Genomic DNA, 18745 nt, shown 5'->3' with positions numbered 1-18745 from the left:
CAGTATTTTTTAATATCAATTCGCCTTTGACTACTCACAAAACTCTTGATATAATTCCTCAGTATTAGTTTGCGAACTATTTAAGTCCCCAAACACCGAAATCACTCGTACCACATCTAGGAAAAGATCGTGATCAGCAAAGTAACTAGCGTGCTGATCTCGAAACTTCTCAGCTGGCAATTCAGCTTGGATCATCCGATAGGCTTTACCACCCATAACTTGAAAGGGAATAGTTTCGGTATCTGTAATTAGTTGTCCATTATTATCCGTTGTGTTGTACTCTACCCAGTAATAATATTCTTTACCTCGTTGAAGTGGCTGACCTTTACCATCAGCATTGTAAATAACACTAGTCTGATTATCGTTTACTTGATAAGACCATAAGGCTTTTCCATAGCGAGAGGAACGAACTTGAATGATATTAACACTTCCTTCCCAAGCAAATAGAGGTTGGTCACTCCAGGTGCGATAGGCAGCAATATTAGGGGAAATTGAACAAAACTCTCCATGGGTACCTGCTTCATCTTTCTTCCTACGAAAAATATCTCGGATCTTAGCCCATACAGATTGTGTTTCCTGTTTGGTTTGACTCACTCCTTTCGCTACTTGATTCCCTTGACTGGTAAACGAAGCTGCAATTGATACTGATGAGGTCGGAAAACTAATACTTATCGTTCCAGTAATTAGCAGTAGATAAAAAACTCGGATTAATCGATACATAGGAGTTAAATGTAAAAGGCTGGCCGCGAATGAATAATTACCAATTAATAGAATTAACTAAATAATATAAAACCAGAGTATAATGGATGGTAAAGCTATAGGAATTAAAATAGAAGCTGAGATATAAGCCTGTAGTCCGATTATTCCATAGACCGCTGTAGCACCAACTAATATCAATATTGATTGCTGTCGTTTTTGAGGCTTTTGCTGCAGCAGTACCAGGGTTGTTCCTTTTCCTAACAATGCTGTTAATAGAATCATCCAGCTGTCGGGAATTAATTTTATTGTATGCTTCGATAAAAAATGGTGAACCATGTAAGCATGGGCTTCACCTCCGGTAAATACCTTGGGACAAGTATCTCGTGGCTTTCTGGTTCGATTCAGTGGATGACACCAATATTCAATAGCTAGAGGTAGGGAAAAATTATCCTCGGCTTCATCATATCCCCCAGAGGCAATGATAACCACTTGCTGCTCAATGTTAGGAAAGTCACTTTTGAGGAATTCCCAAGCAGGCTTGTACTCATAAGCCTGTTCTGGAGGAATAGAAAAGTCAATAATATAGCGCATCCCTAACGGTAAATTATTTGGTTTGAGAGATGCGTTCGCAAAAGGTAAATTATTTGGTTTGAGAGATGCGTTCGCGTAGCGTGGCCTACGGCCAATCGCATTATCCTGGCTACTGACTTGCTGAAGATACTGACTAACTTGTTGCTGAAAGTTGGTGGTACTTTCAACATTAGGATTTAATCCTATCCCGTGCTTTGGCTGTTGGTGCAACTGGTGTGATAGAGCCAGTAGATAGGCAAAAGGACATGACTTGTTGCAGGTGGCATCCTGGGGGAGTTCCATATCCCAACGGAAAAAAGTAATATCCCCTTGTAGACTCCATTTAGGGCTAGCAATTTTCGGAAAAACCTTGCGATTTTTCTCCTGATTGACCCCAAAGACAAACCAGGTATCCTGTTGACTGACAGCGGATTGAATCGCACTAGCCAGTTTTTCCTCTCTTGGTTCTTGGGTATAGAGGAGATAATCAATTCCAATTACCTTAGCGCCTGAGTTCGAGAGTTGTCTGACTAATTTGCCAAGGTATTCCCGTTCCATCGGCTGGGTTTTAAAGCCTTTAATTTCCAGTTGCGCCTGATTGATTGAGTCTTGATCAATAGCAATTAACAGTACAGAGCGTGCCTTCCGGGACGATAACCCCTCCCGAGGAAACTGGTTTGTACTATCGCGATAGACAGCTTGAACAAAGGTTCGCCCATCTAGCAACATGTCTTGGACAGGAACCATAGCGCTAACTAAAAGCACACTAGCTAATGCGATCGCTTCTTTTGGTTTAGGTAGCCACTGCTGAAGTAGTTTCTGGTAACCCCAAGGCTCAATCCGAAATGGCTTGGCACCATAGGGACTAAAAAACGAAGGAATTAGGTAGGCTGATGGATAAACAAACTTCTCACCTACCTGTAAATTGCGACAAGCTGCCACCATTGCTTCCTGGACATCCTGATACTGAGCTAAGCGGCTGCAAAATTCTTTGAGAAATACATGAGCAACATTATCATGAACTTCCTCCCGCATGATCACCACTTGCAATCCTAAATCAGCCAACCTATTCGCTATTTTTAGACCACTACAGGAGTTAAAGACGCACAACTGAAGTCCCTGATTTTTAGCAGTAGTTAGGTATTCCTTTATTTCACTGATAGATACCAACTGTTCTGGCGCGATCGCTAATTTTCCATCAGTAACTTTTGTTTCATCACTATGACCCATAAAAAATAAAGCATCCCACCCCCTTTCATCCGTTATTTCTGCCGCCAGTGCTGCTTTAAGATTCACCCCATCCTCTTGCTGTTGCCAGTCAAAGAACTCTACTTGAGCAATGCTTTTGAGCAACTTAATAGCCTGCTTATCTTTCTCCAAATTCAGATCTGTATTATCCCCCAAAATCGCTAAAATCCGAGGTTTACCATGGCGCAGTTTATTATCTCGCGCTATTGTTTCTGCCTGACTAGTCATCGGAATCCTGGTAATCCGAATTCTCCCACTGGGGATATCCTCTGGCAGCAACTGCCATGCTTCCCAAGGAAGCCGTGCCAATTCCACAGAATCGCAGGCTATAAAAATAGCTACTTCTCGATAAGCTTCTGCTGTCTTATTTGACTGTGATTCCTTTCTAGCAACAGTTAAAATTTGATGTTGAATTGTTTCTCGAATGGCCTGTAATTGACCTAACCACCGTTGAAAAACATCCAGAAATATCTCTTTTGCTTCTTCTAATTCATGTCCCAAGTCATCGACTAATGGTGTGATGGCACCACTGGACAATTCTCTGGCTCGCAATTTCGGATAAAACTGGAGGTAAAGGTATCGCCACTCTTCATAACAGTCTATTACTTTAGCTGGATAGTCCAACTTAGCGGATACTTCCAGTCCGTTATTACCCCGTAAATAAAACAGACAGGATGAATCAGCTTGCCAAACATTTAGTCTAAAACTACTTTGATGATTAGTTGTCAATCGCTTCGCTCCAATTCAAAATTATCAATTAAAAATTAAAAAAAATTCCCACAAATGGATTCGGGGGCTTGAAACATCGCTTTGCTCCAATTCAAAAATGGTAATTTGTCACTTTTTTATTACCCCTAATCCCTACTCCCTACTCCCTAGTAAAATATCATAAACATTTATCAGGATCAAAACCGAAGGGAAGTAGGGTTAATGAGGCTCCATTACTTAGAGAAATGGTGGCTACAAATTTTTGGTTCCACCTACCTGCTACTGCAACATGGAGATAACGTTCATTTACCAATATCGCTTCAGAGACAACACCAGTGAATTCGCTGATTCGTAACTTCATACCAGGGGGAAGTGTATTACCAAGACAGTCTTCGATTAGCAATAGCAATGCCCATTCTCGAGTATCTTCTGGTGCTTTCTGGTAAATGAACCAGGTAACAGCACATAGTTTGAACAGAATGCCATTTAAATTAACAGTTTGGTAAGAGCCACGAGCATGAGACGGCACAATTAATCCTTTTTGTCGTCTCAACTCTTTAGCGATCGCTCGATATCTGTCCGGTTCATCCGATACTGGACTAATCCGACGCATTGATGGCTTAGAAAAAGTATAGTCAGGAAGGAGTTGCCAAGATAAACAGCTTGCTAACTCATCCATTTCTCCTCGCAGCCACTCTGCTGTATTAATGGCTGTTTCAGCAAAGAATGGTAGGATTTCCTGAACAGAACGCTTAGTATCAGCAACTGGAATTGTGATCTCTTGGGAATCTAACCAACGCAAGTAGTGCAGTAAATGATTTGGTTGCTGATCAAATAAAGACAGAGGTAAATTATAGTTACGGTTACCTTGTGGTAAGTTAGTTGATTCCCTATAGTTAATCAAATCGTCGTGACGTAAAACACCTCGAATAATACCCTGTTCTTGGGTTTCTTTAACCTCAATTAGGATATAGAAATGAGCCGCAAGTTCTGGTAATTCAACCGCAGCTATTGGTACAGTAACCAATTGCTCATTGGAGTTATCCGTGACAATTATACACAGATTAAACTCCCCAACTCTCAAATTACATACCGTATCAATCAGATTAGCATAGTCTGGTTGATACACCGAACAGTTATCCGTAATAATTGGTAGCTGATCGACCCGTTCTTCTAACCATCTCTCAAAACCAAATAATGCTAAACTATTTAGATAAATTTGCTCCTGATTTCCTTCATTATTAACTTGTTTGCTAATCTTTATTGCTTGCTCAAAGTCTTCAGTTTCGAGCCAAAATGATTCTAGTATTGTCAGGGTTATATCCATTGAATTTATCCTGGTCTTATTCATTTTTTCATCCTTATTTTTTTGTTTTTTATTCATCTAGATATTGGCACATTCGCTGAGCATATAAACTAGTCATTAAACGGCTTTTAGACGTACTCAGTTCTGCTACCGCTTCTTGAAAAACTTGTGTGTTTAAGAAAGCCTCGACTTCCTGCATCAGGTTACTCAAATAATCCAGCTTTGTGGCATTTTTTTCCAGAGCTAATCCCTTAGTAGTTGTTGAGATAAGCTGGAAAAATTTTTCTACACTCAGATACTGAACGCGATTGAGCAGTTTCCCTGGTGCCAAGACTCGGCTGGCTTGGGAATGATTGGTCATATTCAAAAGGGTTGCTATCTCTTTAAGAGACTTCCCCTCACAGTAAAAGAATCGGAAACCTGGGATAACCTTTGACGCAAAACAAGCGTAACGGCGGCTTTGCTCTAAAGAGGCAATGTGCTCAACCAACCCTTGCCCTATAGCGTGATCTAAAACCTCAATCAGTCCCTGTTCAAGAAAATCCTGCAATTCAGATTGTCCTAAATGATCTATGGTATTAATAGAGTTTAGATCAGGTAATTCTTTCGGGACATACTCCCCAGTTTCTGGATCCCGTGCTTCTAGAGGTTCCCAGATCGGACTTCCTCTGCGGCTCCAAATCTCCTCTTCTTGCAGACCCTTGGCTATCCTGGTTAGTTCTTTGTGAAGCTCTTTGGTGGAATTGATAATAACACCACGTTCTGGCAACAGGTGGAGCATGTCTTGGAGTTGGTCATCCCTAGGCTCAAGGCATTGGTTGACTCTATGGTTAACTCTATGGTTAACTCTATTGCGCCGCTGCTGTTGTCTGTCTTGAGAATAGACAGTATGGAAGGTTTCTACTAGTTTGCGATCGCGTGGATAGAGTTGTTCAAGGTGTCTGAGTTTAACTCGTCCCAACAGTGACCAGTTACTGGACAATGGCAATCCCTGTTCAGTTAAGCAACGTTTAATGTCAGGATGTTGTTTGGTTTTACGATATGCCCAATTGTCCAAACTGAGGCGAGCTGATGAGTTCAGACGATAGCTTGCCAACACATCAATCGTAAAAAACTGACCAAGCCCAGGTTTAATCTCACCTTGCTGATTCAGAACCAGTTGAGTTTTGCCATCACTATCGATAATAATCGGAGTTTTGCCATCATCATTGAGTACATAGGATAGCAGCTCACGGTAAGTTAACCGATAGTCAAGGCAAAACTGACTCGCTATTGTTTTACAAGCCTTTAAGATCGAGAAAGAAACATAGCACCGAAGACAAAGTCCAGCTAACGTCTGGGATGTAGGCTCAACAGTAGATGGCTCAGGGCGAAACCAGGATAGCAGTAAATCCTGGATATCTTGCTCCCACTGAGCTGATAATCTTTCCTTTGGATGTAATCCCAGGAGTGTTTGTTCAAAAAACTCCTGTGCTTTGTTGTGATGGCAGACTTTGTAGCCTTCTTGGTTATTGCCTGGGTCAAATACCCGAATTGTCGAGTATCTAGATGCATCCATAACTGATTGAGACAGCACTCTAGTAGTATATAGATGTCATGCTATTTAGCCTGTGCAGTTTTCTCAAGCAACAGCAATAGGCAAGACGTTGGTCAATGGTGGAACGATTGAGAATAATTGGTAATCGGTAATGGGGAAGCAGGGTGAAACTCAATCGATTGAGGCGACGAAAATTTATATCTCAAAGTTTAGGAGCTCTGGGAATAACTCTGTTATCCAATGCTTGTCAGACAGCGTACAATTCTCAAGAGATCACCTACTCTGATTCTGGAGATAACTCTTTGTCACTGAAGTATATTAACGTTCCCCCTGCCAACAATCAACCACCAACTGGATTAATTGTCTGCTTACACGGCTTTGGAGCCAACTCCCAAGATTTGGTATCTTTGGCTGAGGCGCTAAACTTACCAGACTATCAGTTTCTATTTGCTGAAGCTCCCTTTGACCATCCTGCTGTACCTGGGGGGAAAATGTGGTATGACTTAAATGGCTCCGACTATCAAGGCTTAACCGAAAGCAGACAGCAGCTTATTGATTGGCTCAAATCCCTGGCCAAAAGGCCACGCTACGCGAACGAAGTGAGCACTGGCGTGCCCCTATCCCGCACCATTCTGAGTGGATTTTCCCAAGGCGGAGCCATGACATTAGATGTAGGGTTAACCTTGCCAATAGCAGGCTTAGTATCCATGAGTGGCTATTTACATAGGGAACCCCAACCTCCTACAGGCTCGTCATTACCACCCATTTTGATAGTTCATGGCAGACAAGACGAGGTTGTACCGTTAATGGCTGCTCACCATGCTAGAGACACTCTAACTGGTTTAGGGATACAGGTCAAGTATCAAGAATTTGACATGGGACATCAAATCATCCCAGAGGTAGTAGTGCTATTTCGTAATTTTGTTATTCAACTAATGGCTAATCGGTAATCTGTTCGCGTAGCGTGACCGTTCGCTTAGCGTGGCCAATAGGCCAAGGTCAAGGACTTTTAGCTAATTTAATTTTTTCGATTCGGAAATCCTGATAACAATTAGAAACTCAGTAGAATACAAAAGTTCCTCAGATTAAGCCTAGAGCAATCTTCTCCATCTTGTTATCCCTCCCTTTCTACACAACTAGGTGTAGTCTACTTGAGTGCAGACTACTATAATGCCTTTTCTTAAGCGATTTTGTTTTATAGCATTTGAAGTAAAGCTTAAGACATATTCGGTACATCTTCAGGTGCGCTCTTACTTGGCGGATTTAATTCGCCAAGTAAGAGCGCACCTATAAAAGTTGTTTGACCTGATGGATGGAACGGGCATCTTGGTGGAACGGGCATCTTGGTGGAACGGGCATCTTGGTGGAACGGGCATCTTGGTGAACGGGCATCTTGGTGGAACGGGCATCTTGGTGGAACGGGCATCTTGGTGGAACGGGCATCTTGGTGGAACGGGCATCTTGGTGGAACGGGCATCTTGGTGGAACGGGCATCTTGGTGGAATGGGCATCTTGGTGGAACGGGCATCTTGGTGGAACGGGCATCTTGGTGGAACGGGCATCTTGGTGGAACGGGCATCTTGCCCGTTTCAATTCCCAGGCGGACTTTCCCAATTAGGCGAGGAGACGCGGAAAATAAGCGTGAGCCAGCCCCTTACGTACCCTACACAACTACTACTAAAAAGCCCTATATAGTTAATTCACTCTTGCCTTTTGCCTTTCCCTAAGGAATTTTGTTCACAACTTAAATAGAAACGCTATATTTCACAAAAAGTTTACAAAGTATTGAAATTCTTTCAGTGTAGATAACACAAACTTGATGAGGAGTTGGTCACTTTAATACGCTTCGCTAATCAACCAGATAACTCTATGAATGTTATTGAAACCAAAATACCGGAAGTCTTAATTCTTGAACCCCGCGTCTTTGGTGATGACCGTGGTTTTTTCTTTGAAAGCTACAATAAACGAGTTCTAGCAGATAAAGCTGGGATCACCGCTGAGTTTGTCCAGGATAACTATTCCCGTTCAGCCCAAGGAGTGCTTCGAGGCTTACACTACCAGATTCAACAGCCCCAAGGTAAATTGGTGCGGGTTTTACTGGGGACTGTATTTGATGTGGCAGTGGATATCAGAAAAAGCTCCCCGACCTTTGGACAGTGGGTTAGTTGTTTGCTGAGTGCAGAAAATAAACAACAAATCTGGATTCCGGCTGGATTCGCTCACGGATTCCTGGTGGTCTCTGAATTCGCTGAAGTTTTATATAAGACTACCGACTTCTACGCTCCTGATCACGAGCGGACTATTTTGTGGAATGACCCTGACCTAGCCATTCATTGGCCTCTGACCGACTCTCCTAGTCTGTCGGCTAAAGATCAAGCGGGTAAGTCTTTCAAAACAGCCGAGGTTTTTTCATGAAAAAAATCTTACTCACTGGCATCACTGGACAAGTGGGTCAAGAGTTACAACATACTCTGAGTCCCCTAGGCCAAGTAATCGGTGTGGGGCGCTCGGATATGGACTTAGCTGAGCCGGAGAGTATTCGTCAGGTAATCCATCATATTAAGCCTGACGTGATTGTCAATGCAGCGGCTTACACGGCTGTGGATAAAGCAGAGACAGAACTGGCACTGGCTAAATCGATAAATGCTGTTGCTCCGACCATCATGGCAGAGGAAGCTCAGAATTTAGGGGCGATCCTGCTCCATATTTCCACTGACTATGTGTTTGATGGCAAAAAAAATACTCCTTATACGGAGCAAGACACTCCTAACCCCATCGGTTCCTATGGTCAGTCGAAACTGCAAGGGGAAGAAGGGGTACAGCAAAAATGCGATCGCAATCTCATCCTGAGGACTGCTTGGGTTTACGGTACTCGTGGTCATGGCAACTTTGTCAAAACCATGTTACGACTGGGGGCTGACCGAGAAGAGCTTCGGGTGGTAGCGGATCAAGTGGGTACTCCTACCTGGGCTAAGGATATAGCAGTAACCATTACTCAACTTTTGCAAGCAATGGATTCTAATCCAATGGTAGGGGGAATCTATCACTTCACCAACAGTGGTGTCACCAGTTGGTATGACTTTGCCGTTGCCATCTTTGAAGAAGCCAAACTCCTGGGCTTCCCCTTAAAATTGCAGCGAGTTGTCCCAATTACTACTCCAGAATACCCCACTCCTGCCCAGCGTCCAGCTTACTCAGTTCTCTCAAACCAGAAAATATCCCAAACCTTGGGAACCTATCCCCCCCATTGGCGTCAATCCTTGAGGCAAATGCTAGCAGAACTTTATCAAAAGCTTGGGTAATTGCTATAAGCATAGGGAGTAGGGAGTAGGGAGTAGGGAGTAGGGAGTAGGGAATCGGGAATCGGGAATCGGGAACAGGGAATCGGGAACAGGGAACAGCGGATCTGGGAATAGGAAAAACATCCTGTGTACCTGATTACTATGAGAAGCGCTATAGTTCAAGTTCAACCTGCTAACCTTGGCCTATTGGCCACCCGTGCGCGTTCAACCTGCTAACCTTGGCCTATTGGCCACCCGTGCGCGTTCAACCTGCTAACCTTCAACCTTAATAATTCATATTTCATATTTCAGACTTTATAGTGAGGATTTTATATAGCTTATGAAAGCACTAATTCTTTCTGGGGGAAAAGGCACTCGTTTACGTCCCCTAACTTATACTGGTGCCAAACAGTTAGTACCTGTTGCCAATAAACCAATTTTGTGGTATGGGCTTGAAGCGATTATCGCTGCTGGTATTACTGATATCGGTATTATTATCAGTCCTGAAACTGGGGAAGAAGTTAAGGCTAAAACAGGAAATGGCGATCGCTTCGGAGCCAACATTACCTATATCCTCCAAGACCAACCCTTAGGACTTGCCCACGCCGTTAAAGTCGCCCAACCCTTTCTGGGAGATTCTCCTTTTGTAATGTACTTGGGAGACAACTTGGTTCAAAGTGAGCTGAACTTATTTGTAGAGAATTTCCAGAACAAAAATCTGGATGCTCTGACTCTGCTAAGGGAGGTAGAAAATCCTACTGCCTTTGGTGTTGCCAAAGTCGATGAATTTGGCCGAGTGTTGCAGCTAGTAGAAAAACCCAAAGTTCCTCCTTCTAATCTAGCACTGGTAGGTGTTTACTTATTTTCTCCTATTATCCATCAAGCAATTGCTAACATCCAGCCTTCTGCTAGAGGAGAACTGGAAATTACCGATGCGATTCAATACTTGATTGATCAGCAAAAAAATGTAGAAGCTTTTAAACTCAAAGGTTGGTGGCTGGATACTGGGAAAAAAGATGACTTACTAGCTGCTAACCAGATTATTTTAGATACTTGTCTAGAATCTGATGTTGATGGTGAAATTGACTCCGAAAGTCAAATTAGCGGACGGGTAAAGATTGGTAAGGGGTCTTATATTACTAATTGTACCATTCGTGGTCCAGTTACCATTGGTGAAAACTGCAATCTGGAAAACTGCTTTATTGGTCCATATACTAGCATTGCTGACCAAGCTACTCTAGTAGATGCTGACATTGATAATAGCGTGATTCTAAAAGGTGCTAAATTAACGGGAATTCATCAACGAATTGTTGATAGTTTAATTGGAGAACGAGCTCAAGTTAAAGCTGCACCCCAACATCCAAAAGCCTTACGATTCATGATTGGTGATGACTCACAAGTTGAACTAACTTAAGGGAAGCATTTAGCGGTCAGCGGTCAGCGGTCAGCTGAAAATAAATCTTGTTCGCGTAGCGTGCGCATCGCGCAAACGATCGAATTATTAAATTCGATATTAATCAGAATTGAAGGTCTGGGGAAAAGCCCTTGGCCAAAGCTTACCTCTTGTATTCAAAAGCACCTCAAGTAGTATGGCAAGAGGCCAAGGGCTGATAGCTGATAGCTGAACGCGCACGGGTGCGCGTAGCGCTAATCGCTGTTCCCTGATAGCTGAACGCGCACGGGTGCGCGTAGCGCTAATCGCTGTTCCCTGATAGCTGATAGCTGATAGCTGATGGCTGATGGCTGATAGCTGATAGCTGAATGCTTACTTTTCTACTAACCCACTGAAGCACTAACCCACTCAAACTAATCATGAATTCTTCTGAACAAAAATCCCTGACTACTAGACAACCTCGCCAATTACTAGTAACAGGTGGTGCAGGATTTATTGGCTCGAATTTTGTTCATCACTGGTGTGAACAGTACCCAGGCGATCGCGTGGTGGTACTGGATGCTCTAACTTATGCTGGCAACCGCCAGAATCTGGCGGGTCTGGAAGAGAAAGCAAATTTGCGGTTTGTCCAGGGAGACATATGCGATCGCACTCTAGTAGACCGCCTGCTCCAGGAAGAAACCATAGACACTGTCGCCCACTTTGCTGCTGAATCCCACGTTGACCGCTCTATTTTAGGACCCGATGCTTTTATCCGCACTAATGTTGTGGGTTCCTTTACCCTACTAGAGTCCTTCCGGCAAAAATGGCAAAATCAAGGACAACCAACGGATTATCGCTTCCTCCATGTTTCCACCGATGAAGTGTATGGCAGTCTAAGTGCTGATGACCCAGCCTTCTGTGAAACCACACCCTATGCCCCCAACAGTCCCTATTCTGCTTCCAAAGCTGGCAGTGACCATCTTGCCCGGGCTTATTACCATACCTATGGGGTCCCCACTATTATCACTAATTGCTCCAATAACTACGGACCCTATCATTTTCCAGAAAAATTAATTCCCCTGATGTGCATCAACATCCTGTTGGGCAAATCTCTACCAGTCTACGGGGATGGACAAAATATTCGAGATTGGCTCTATGTCGGTGATCATTGCCGTGCTTTAGATGTGGTGATTCACAAAGGTCAAGCAGGGGAAACCTATAACATTGGTGGCAATAATGAAGTTAAAAATCTTGACCTAGTTCACCAGATTTGCGAGCTGATGAATGAATTAGCCCCTGATCTACCGGTCGCTCCAGCACAACAGTTAATTACCTTTGTCAAAGACCGCCCAGGCCATGACCGTCGCTATGCTATTGATGCGACTAAAATTAAAACTGAACTGGATTGGGAACCAACAGAAACTCTAGCAGGTGGACTACGTAAAACTATTGAGTGGTATCTAAGCAACCGGGATTGGTGGCAACCATTGCTATCCCAAGAGTATCAAGCTTACTATCAGAAAGTTTATGCGTAGAAGGGTTAAGGCTTGAGTACCTTGTCCTAGGTTTTAGGGAGTAGGGAGTAGGGAGTAGGGAGTAGGGAGTAGGGAGTAGCGATGCAGTGTGGTCAAGACCGCGCTGCATCGCTTTTTAATAACACCAAAAAATGCTCCGAGCTTTTTCCTACTGTTCCCTATTCCCAGATCCGCTGTTCCCTTGTAAATGCTATAGATGATATTCATTGTAGATAAAGGAATAAACTATCGAATTTTCTCTCATCATATTTTTTTTATCCAAGCTTTATCTAGTTAAAGTTTTAGTTAGTTTTTTGTTAAACATGGGTATAGCGTTTCTAGGACTCATGAGGTACACATTATTTTTTACCTCTTCCTCTCTTCCCTTTTCCCTCTTACCCTCCCTGCTCCTGCTCCCTGCTCCCTGCTCCTGCTCCTGCTCCCTGCTCCCTGCTCCCTGCTCCCTGCTCCCTGCTCCCTGCTCCCTGCTCCCTGCTCCCTGCTCTGCCTGCTCCCTGCTCCCTGCTCCCTGCTCCCTAAAAACCAGAAATTTGTACCTCACAAGTCATAGAAGTGCTATATGCTACCAATTCCTAACAATAATAGACCTAAGAAAATATTTTTATCCTATTACAGTGAAAATTTATTGAGCAAATTGGGACTATATTTAAGGTTTTATACGAACGAGATGCCGAGATAGGTAACTTAGATAAGATAGAGCGCAGTCAGTCTAATAGCTTAGAAACAGTTAATACGATAATTGATAAAATTAACTCTTGTTCTAGTGCGATTATTTGTCTACCTTCATTAGAAGAATCATCTCAACAATTCCAAGCTATAGCCTATCTCGATTTAGGAGCTTCCTTGGCTCTTTTTCATCAAAACCCGATCCTTATATATAAAGCATTTGTACCGCCACAAGGCTTAAATATAAAACAATTATAAACGTTAAACTTTTACGGAATTTTAGATAAAAAAAATAATAAAACTATATGAAAAAATCTCGAAAATATTAAACTATTGAACATCTTAAAAACAAGTGGCTGAACTGATCACAGATAAGGGATGACAGACGAAGAATTTACAAGGTACTTTGTCCAAAATTTACCAGACAAAGTGCATAGCGCAATAATTAAGTTATGCGATCGCTTTTTAGAAAAAAGGAAAAGTCTTTCCTACAAACAACATCTCATTGCTTTTGCTAGCTTTGAACAGTTTCTCAGAGATCATACTATTCCCTATTCAATTCCCAGAAGTTTTGAGTATTCTGGAAGTTCAACCTATCAAAGAGAAGAAGCCATTGTCGAATTCTTTAGAACTATCAAGCAAACTATCCAATCGCTTCCATGGAGTGAGCAGTCAAAGTTGAGGGAGCAATCTCTGAGTAGCACCTGGAAGCAAAAGCAAAACCTTCAACCGAAACAAGAACTTAAATCTTGATCTCAAGATGCTTTGCTACGTTTGATTCAAGAAAAAGATAATTTAATTAATCTTTTAATTAGACAAGTAGAAACAGCGCTACAGCGTCCGAGTTTTTATACACACACAAATGTTAAAGAGGTAGGTACTATGACTAACAATCCCGGTGGATTTTCTGTAAGTGGTTCTGTCGGTGGTGATATCCACAACCAACAAGGTGACAACAATCTGCAAGGTGACAATAACACTCAAATAATCCAAGGTCAAGGTGCTGGATCAAACGAAGAACAGCTAACCAAAGAGCAGGTTATTGAGTTGTTAGCAAAACTCGACAAGCTGGTTCGAGGAGCAGAACTGCCAGAAGATACCAAAGAAGAGGCAACCATGTATCTTGGTGCTGCCAAAAAAGCGACGGAAAAAGAAGAACCGAAGAAGGAAACAGCACTCGCCAACCTAGAGAGTGTAGCAGAAACTCTCGAAACAGCGAGTAAGACGGTTGATGCGGGTAAAAACATCTGGGACAAAGCCAAGCCTATCATCCTTAAGGTGGCAGGTTGGTTAGGTGCTGCTGCTGGTTCTTACCTTCTGGGTCTGTAGAATTGATTCCTGTTTAAAGCGCCATAGTTTAGGAATTTCCATAACGCTATCTTGGTCCTTGTGGTAGCCTCCACAAGGGCACTTTTTCCTATTTTTATACACCTCCTATACCTCCCATATATCCCACAAAAACCTTTCTTTCCCTATTCCCGTCTTGATGCAGTCGCTCATGGGGGAAACCACGGCAGTCGCTCATGGGGAGGGGCTGTGTGCGGAACCTGCGTCCGCACCTTGTAAGCCCCGTGGGAACCCCCAAGACCGCGCTGCCTCCCCAAGACCGCGCTGCATCGCTATTCCCTGTTCCCTGTTCCCTTTTGGGGAAAGGGATAAACTATCGATTTTTATATCATAATATTTTTTTTTATCCAATCTTGATATAGTTAAAGTTTTAGTTAGTTTGCCGTAAAAATTATAAATTTTAGCTGAGTTAGATATAAACTAATAGTCGAGACAATAATTAAGTACTAACTACTAAGAGTTATTTTAACTATTAATTACTTAATTTCAGGTTAAAAGTATGAAGATTCGATAGGTTATTTTATGGTGTTATATTTTGAATAGTTAAGAGGTAAATCATTACTTATTTCCGTCTAGCAATCCGTGTACAAATTGTGATAATTTTTATTGCCTACTCCCTATTGCCTACTCCCTATTGCCTACTCCCTGCTACCTATTCCCTCTTCCCTATTTCCTTTGTTATAGCTCGATTCTTGATTCCTTTAATCCTAGTTTCGAAGTCCTCTTACTTAAGCAATTACTACGTTAATTGATAATACATTTATGATCAGTATTATTACTACAGTATTATTACTATAGTTGGTGTTGAGTTTTTTAGATTATACTGAGATGTCTTACCTTTAAATAAAAGCTAATAACTTCTTAGTTAGGATTCATGAAACACAAATTATTATCTACATTGATAAAACATCGACTAGTTATTAGCTAAACACAGTAACTAATAACTAATCTTTAACTCACCTGCTATTCGAGCCAACTTTACCTATTATTAACTAGTTTTGTCCTAGTGCAATATCTAAGTTTAAGAAGCAGTGCAACTAGGCAGATGGAGCTCTCTGCTGTTCTATTTTAGTCAAAACTATGGAAAACCTTATCAACTTAATCAAAGAAAGAATATTTGATTCCGACTTCCAGCTGGGCAACATCCCTGTTTCCACAATACTTATTATGGTGGTCATCCTCTTCCTTACCCAAATATGTCGAGGTTTGTTCACTGCCATAATCATTGACAGAATCGAGCGTCTGACTAGCGCTACAGAAAGCACCCTAGACGATGAGTTTATTAAGATTCTGAGGGCACCATTAGGCTGGCTAATTTGGCTGGCTGGACTATGGCTAGTACATACTGTTGTGGCAACCCATCTTAGTCCTGAACAGAATCAGAAAATCCCCGAGATGCTCTTTGTCAGCGCTCTGTTCATTGTCACCTATATTCTTTACCGTGCTGCTCCACTACTGGGGGAGGTGCTAGCCGGATTGGCGGCACACACTGAAACTGAACTCGACGATTTGTTCGTCCCCTACTTCCCAAGGCTTTTTCAGACAGCAGCAATCCTGATTGCTGTGATTAAAGCAAGTGAGATTTTGTTGGGGGCATCTGCCGGTGCACTGATCGGTCTAGTCGGTGGCGCAGGTGTCGCCTTAGGTTTGTTATTGAAAGATATTATCTATGACTGGTTTTGTACCGTGATTATCTACGCTGATGGTCTCTATAAACCCGGTGACTGGGTAGGAGTTGACGGAGTCAATGGTTTTGTTCAGATCGTCAGTATTGGTCTGAGAAGTACACAGCTTCGTCTGACTGAGTGGGGTTCTATCAAAAAAGTTCCCAATTCTAAAATGATTGCTGGCGTTGTGGAAAATTGGTCCCAGAAGACTGGCGATACCTTTGAGTGGGGCATAAATTTAACTCTAAAAGTTGATGGGATTTCGGCTGAGCAAACTAGCCGAATTTGTCAGTCTATTGAAGAAAAAATTCCCTATATCGATGGCTTACACAAGCAGAAACTGTTAGTTTTATTTTCCCACATTGAAGAGAATGCTCGTGTGATTATAGTTAGGGTATTTGTGATTGATCCTAACCTCTACTTTGCTGCCCAGCAAAACTTGAATCTAGCCCTATTACAAATCCTGGAAAAAGAGGAGATTGATCACCTGCATGTTGAGCTGGAAAAGCAACTTCAAGACTACAAACAGCTGAAGCAGAATGGCTCTCCCAGTGTGGCTATGATAATTTAGTGTTCAGCCGTCAGCCGTCAGCCGTCAGCCGTCAGCTAAAAGCTCACGCGTGCGCGTTCAGCCGTCAGCCGTCAGCTATCAGCCTTAGCTATGATGCTAATCAACGGGAGGTAGTAAATAAGCTTACAAGTTCCTACGGCTGGCTGGTTGAAAATCCCTGCTCGTTTTACTCATCCGACCCCGTGCAGTTCTCGCGTCTGCTAGCACCTCAAGTACCGTGCGCGTAGCGCATTAGCTGACACTGAATGCTTACGTTCTTACCCCTACTGCTGCAAACTCCAACTTCTGCAGGTACCTAGGCTTCACAGGTACCAATAACCTTGGAGTTTAGCGTTAGAGTTTAACTTTGGAATTAAACGGACATGGGCAGTACTGGATTCGAACCAGTGACGTCCTGCTTGTAAGGCAGGCGCTCTACCGCTGAGCTAACCGCCCGTATGCAATACTTATTTACTATAGCATATTTTTCCAAAGACGACAAGAACTATAAAAAATATGTCCTCTGGCTATATACATGATCGCATAACCTTGTGGAGTTTGCCAGTAGTCACGGTTTTGAGCTTGGTAGTAACCCGGAGTAGTGATTTGACCTTGATTGTAGCTGGAGGCTTCCTGTTCGGTGGCTTGATGTTTAGCCCTGATTTGGATCTATACTCTCGACCCTTTAAGCGTTGGGGCTGGTTGCGCTGGATTTGGATTCCTTATCAGAGGATGGTGCCTCACCGTTCTATTTTTTCTCATGGACCAGTGATTGGGACAATTTTGCGACTGCTTTATCTAGCGAATTGGATCGTCTTGTTTGGGGGTGTGGGATTGCTGGTGTTTCAGCTATTCCAGGATGAACCAGATCGTTGGCTGGAGGTGATTCAAGGGCTGGGGGGTAGGGTGTGGGAATATCGTACCTGGTTGATGGCCTGTGTCGTGGGATTGGAGTTGGGTGCGATCGCGCATTTTGTCAGTGATTGGGGAAGTTCGGCTTATAAGCAGTTTAAAAAAGGGGGGATCACGGGGTTATGGTCTCCCAAGCAAGGGAGGAGCAAGGGCAGGGGTGCTGGTAAGACTAAACCACAAAGACGCAAAGCAGGCAAAGGCAAGAGGAGTTAGATGTTATAGCGCTAGGCGCAAGGGCAAGAGGCAAGAGGCAAGAGGCAAAAGTTAACTGCGACAGCTTTTGCTGCTTGTATCAATGTCTTAACCTTAATGCGTAGTGCTATATCGGGTTTTCCAGTATCACTAGCCCGTTAAAATTTGGCATTAGTGGTGGATTTGGTTAAGAATAATTAAGTCGCGTTTCGCTTTTCGGTTTTATGTCTAGTTCCCCGGAACAAGCTCAGCCAGTTGATCAGGTGTCGATGTTGGCCGCTTTGCAAGAGTTGATTGATGTAGTAGCCAGATTGCGATCGCCTGAGGGTGGTTGTCCTTGGGATTTGGCTCAGACCCCTCAGTCCCTAATTCCTTATGTGATTGAAGAAGCTTATGAGGTAGTGGATGCGATTCGCAGTGAGAATGAAAATGCGATCGCAGAGGAGTTGGGTGATTTGTTATTGCAGGTAGTTCTGCAAGCTCAGATTAGTAGTGAGCAAGGTCAGTTTACCTTGACCGAGGTAGCTCAGGGGATTACTCAAAAGCTAATCCGCCGTCATCCCCATGTGTTCGGTGATGTCGAGGTTGATAATGTCGAGGAGGTCCGTCAAAACTGGGAGGACATTAAGGCAGCAGAGAAAGGAGAAACCGTTGCGGATAAGCAATTATTGAGTCGTAAACTGAGTCGCTATAGTAAAACCCTTCCCCCTCTAATGGCTGGGATGAAGATATCGAAAAAAGCCGCTAGTGGTGGGTTTGAGTGGGATAATGTTGAGGGAGTTTGGGATAAGTTTCAGGAAGAATTGGCTGAGTTTGAACAAGCACTTGAACAGGATGATAAAGCCCACCAGGAAGCAGAATTGGGAGACGTACTGTTTACTCTGATTAATATTGCGCGTTGGTATGACCTTGACCCTTCAGCTGCTTTGCAGGGAACCCAAGCAAGGTTTATCGAAAGGTTAGCCCAAGTGGAAGCATTGGCTGAGCGCCCACTGTCTGATTACACCTTAGATGAGTTGGACGCTCTGTGGCAAAAAGCTAAAGCAATCTTGGCTCAGAAGTAGGGTTTCCCTAGAAGCATTCAGCAGAAGAAAAGACCCACGCTTAGAAGTAGAAAGTGGGTATTCAAGCAGACTTAATATCACAGGGGGT

General features: G+C 43.1%; 19 protein-coding genes and 1 tRNA gene. 14 read left to right on the top strand and 6 right to left on the bottom strand.

Going from position 1 to position 18745, the window contains the following annotated elements; genetic code table 11:
* Positions 1-30: 30 nt before the first annotated feature.
* The 4 genes from BJP34_RS10745 to BJP34_RS10730 all read right to left on the bottom strand — a co-directional run bounded on the left by BJP34_RS10745 (position 31) and on the right by BJP34_RS10730 (position 6089).
* Positions 31-720 carry a hypothetical protein gene (locus tag BJP34_RS10745; protein ID WP_070392340.1) on the bottom strand — a complete coding sequence of 230 codons (690 nt, stop codon included), beginning with the start codon at positions 718-720 and terminating at the stop codon, positions 31-33.
* Between the two features lie 57 nt (positions 721-777).
* Complete coding sequence (locus BJP34_RS10740) at positions 778-3246, bottom strand: CHASE2 domain-containing protein (RefSeq protein ID WP_070392339.1); 2469 nt, start codon at positions 3244-3246, stop codon at positions 778-780.
* Between the two features lie 157 nt (positions 3247-3403).
* Positions 3404-4609 (bottom strand): DUF1822 family protein, encoded by a 1206-nt coding sequence (locus BJP34_RS10735; protein ID WP_070392338.1) that lies wholly within the window; start codon positions 4607-4609, stop codon positions 3404-3406.
* Positions 4602-6089, bottom strand: a complete 1488-nt coding sequence (locus BJP34_RS10730; protein WP_070392337.1) for a hypothetical protein — start codon at positions 6087-6089, stop codon at positions 4602-4604. The genes BJP34_RS10735 and BJP34_RS10730 overlap by 8 nt, the downstream gene beginning before the upstream one ends.
* A 281-nt stretch (positions 6090-6370) precedes the next feature.
* Between BJP34_RS10730 and BJP34_RS10725 the strand changes: the two genes are divergently transcribed.
* The 6 genes from BJP34_RS10725 (at position 6371) to rfbB (ending at position 12259) form a co-directional block, all read left to right on the top strand.
* The gene (locus BJP34_RS10725; RefSeq protein WP_070396608.1) at positions 6371-7018 is read left to right on the top strand and encodes an alpha/beta hydrolase; all 648 of its coding nucleotides are present in this window, start codon (positions 6371-6373) and stop codon (positions 7016-7018) included.
* A 396-nt stretch (positions 7019-7414) separates the two neighbouring features.
* A complete protein-coding gene (locus tag BJP34_RS10720) occupies positions 7415-7795 on the top strand; it encodes a hypothetical protein (protein ID WP_149030901.1) in 381 nt (126 codons plus the stop codon).
* Positions 7796-7937: 142 nt separating this feature from the next.
* Positions 7938-8483: a dTDP-4-dehydrorhamnose 3,5-epimerase gene (gene rfbC / locus BJP34_RS10715; protein ID WP_070392335.1), complete on the top strand. Its 546-nt coding sequence runs from the start codon at positions 7938-7940 to the stop codon at positions 8481-8483.
* Positions 8480-9370 carry a dTDP-4-dehydrorhamnose reductase gene (rfbD, locus tag BJP34_RS10710; protein ID WP_070392334.1) on the top strand — a complete coding sequence of 297 codons (891 nt, stop codon included), beginning with the start codon at positions 8480-8482 and terminating at the stop codon, positions 9368-9370. The genes rfbC and rfbD overlap by 4 nt, the downstream gene beginning before the upstream one ends.
* 319 nt (positions 9371-9689) lie before the next feature.
* Positions 9690-10763: a glucose-1-phosphate thymidylyltransferase gene (locus BJP34_RS10705; RefSeq protein WP_070392333.1), complete on the top strand. Its 1074-nt coding sequence runs from the start codon at positions 9690-9692 to the stop codon at positions 10761-10763.
* 398 nt (positions 10764-11161) lie between these two features.
* Positions 11162-12259: a dTDP-glucose 4,6-dehydratase gene (gene rfbB / locus BJP34_RS10700; RefSeq protein WP_070392332.1), complete on the top strand. Its 1098-nt coding sequence runs from the start codon at positions 11162-11164 to the stop codon at positions 12257-12259.
* A 33-nt stretch (positions 12260-12292) separates the two neighbouring features.
* Here rfbB and BJP34_RS42905 read toward each other — a convergent pair whose 3' ends face one another.
* Positions 12293-12466: a hypothetical protein gene (locus BJP34_RS42905; RefSeq protein ID WP_158517126.1), complete on the bottom strand. Its 174-nt coding sequence runs from the start codon at positions 12464-12466 to the stop codon at positions 12293-12295.
* Positions 12467-12585: 119 nt separating this feature from the next.
* Between BJP34_RS42905 and BJP34_RS39275 the strand changes: the two genes are divergently transcribed.
* The 6 genes from BJP34_RS39275 (at position 12586) to BJP34_RS10680 (ending at position 16510) form a co-directional block, all read left to right on the top strand.
* Positions 12586-12888: a hypothetical protein gene (locus BJP34_RS39275; RefSeq protein WP_149030900.1), complete on the top strand. Its 303-nt coding sequence runs from the start codon at positions 12586-12588 to the stop codon at positions 12886-12888.
* 415 nt (positions 12889-13303) lie between these two features.
* Positions 13304-13678 (top strand): hypothetical protein, encoded by a 375-nt coding sequence (locus BJP34_RS10690; protein WP_070392330.1) that lies wholly within the window; start codon positions 13304-13306, stop codon positions 13676-13678.
* Between the two features lie 129 nt (positions 13679-13807).
* Positions 13808-14254 (top strand): hypothetical protein, encoded by a 447-nt coding sequence (locus BJP34_RS10685; protein WP_075905961.1) that lies wholly within the window; start codon positions 13808-13810, stop codon positions 14252-14254.
* 157 nt (positions 14255-14411) lie between these two features.
* On the top strand, positions 14412-14606 hold the full coding sequence (locus BJP34_RS39270) for a hypothetical protein (RefSeq protein WP_149030899.1): 195 nt from the start codon (positions 14412-14414) through the stop codon (positions 14604-14606).
* Between the two features lie 259 nt (positions 14607-14865).
* Positions 14866-15024, top strand: coding sequence for a hypothetical protein (locus BJP34_RS42900; protein ID WP_158517125.1), 159 nt, complete (start codon positions 14866-14868; stop codon positions 15022-15024).
* Between the two features lie 328 nt (positions 15025-15352).
* Positions 15353-16510, top strand: coding sequence for a mechanosensitive ion channel domain-containing protein (locus BJP34_RS10680; RefSeq protein ID WP_070392328.1), 1158 nt, complete (start codon positions 15353-15355; stop codon positions 16508-16510).
* 363 nt (positions 16511-16873) lie between these two features.
* Here the strand turns inward: BJP34_RS10680 and BJP34_RS10675 are convergent.
* A tRNA-Val gene (locus tag BJP34_RS10675) sits at positions 16874-16945 on the bottom strand.
* Positions 16946-17005: 60 nt separating this feature from the next.
* On the opposite strand from BJP34_RS10675, the gene BJP34_RS10670 reads away from it, so the two are divergent.
* Both BJP34_RS10670 and mazG read left to right on the top strand, forming a co-directional pair.
* Entirely contained in the window at positions 17006-17614 is a 609-nt protein-coding gene (locus BJP34_RS10670; RefSeq protein ID WP_070392327.1) for a metal-binding protein, read from the top strand.
* 203 nt (positions 17615-17817) lie between these two features.
* A complete protein-coding gene (mazG, locus tag BJP34_RS10665; protein WP_070392326.1) occupies positions 17818-18657 on the top strand; it encodes a nucleoside triphosphate pyrophosphohydrolase in 840 nt (279 codons plus the stop codon).
* The last annotated feature ends 88 nt before the right edge of the window (positions 18658-18745 follow it).

Origin of the sequence: Moorena producens PAL-8-15-08-1, from assembly GCF_001767235.1 — a bacterium.
GTDB classification, from domain to species: Bacteria; Cyanobacteriota; Cyanobacteriia; order Cyanobacteriales; family Coleofasciculaceae; genus Moorena; species Moorena producens_A.
This window is presented reverse-complemented; position numbering and strand designations above follow the sequence as displayed.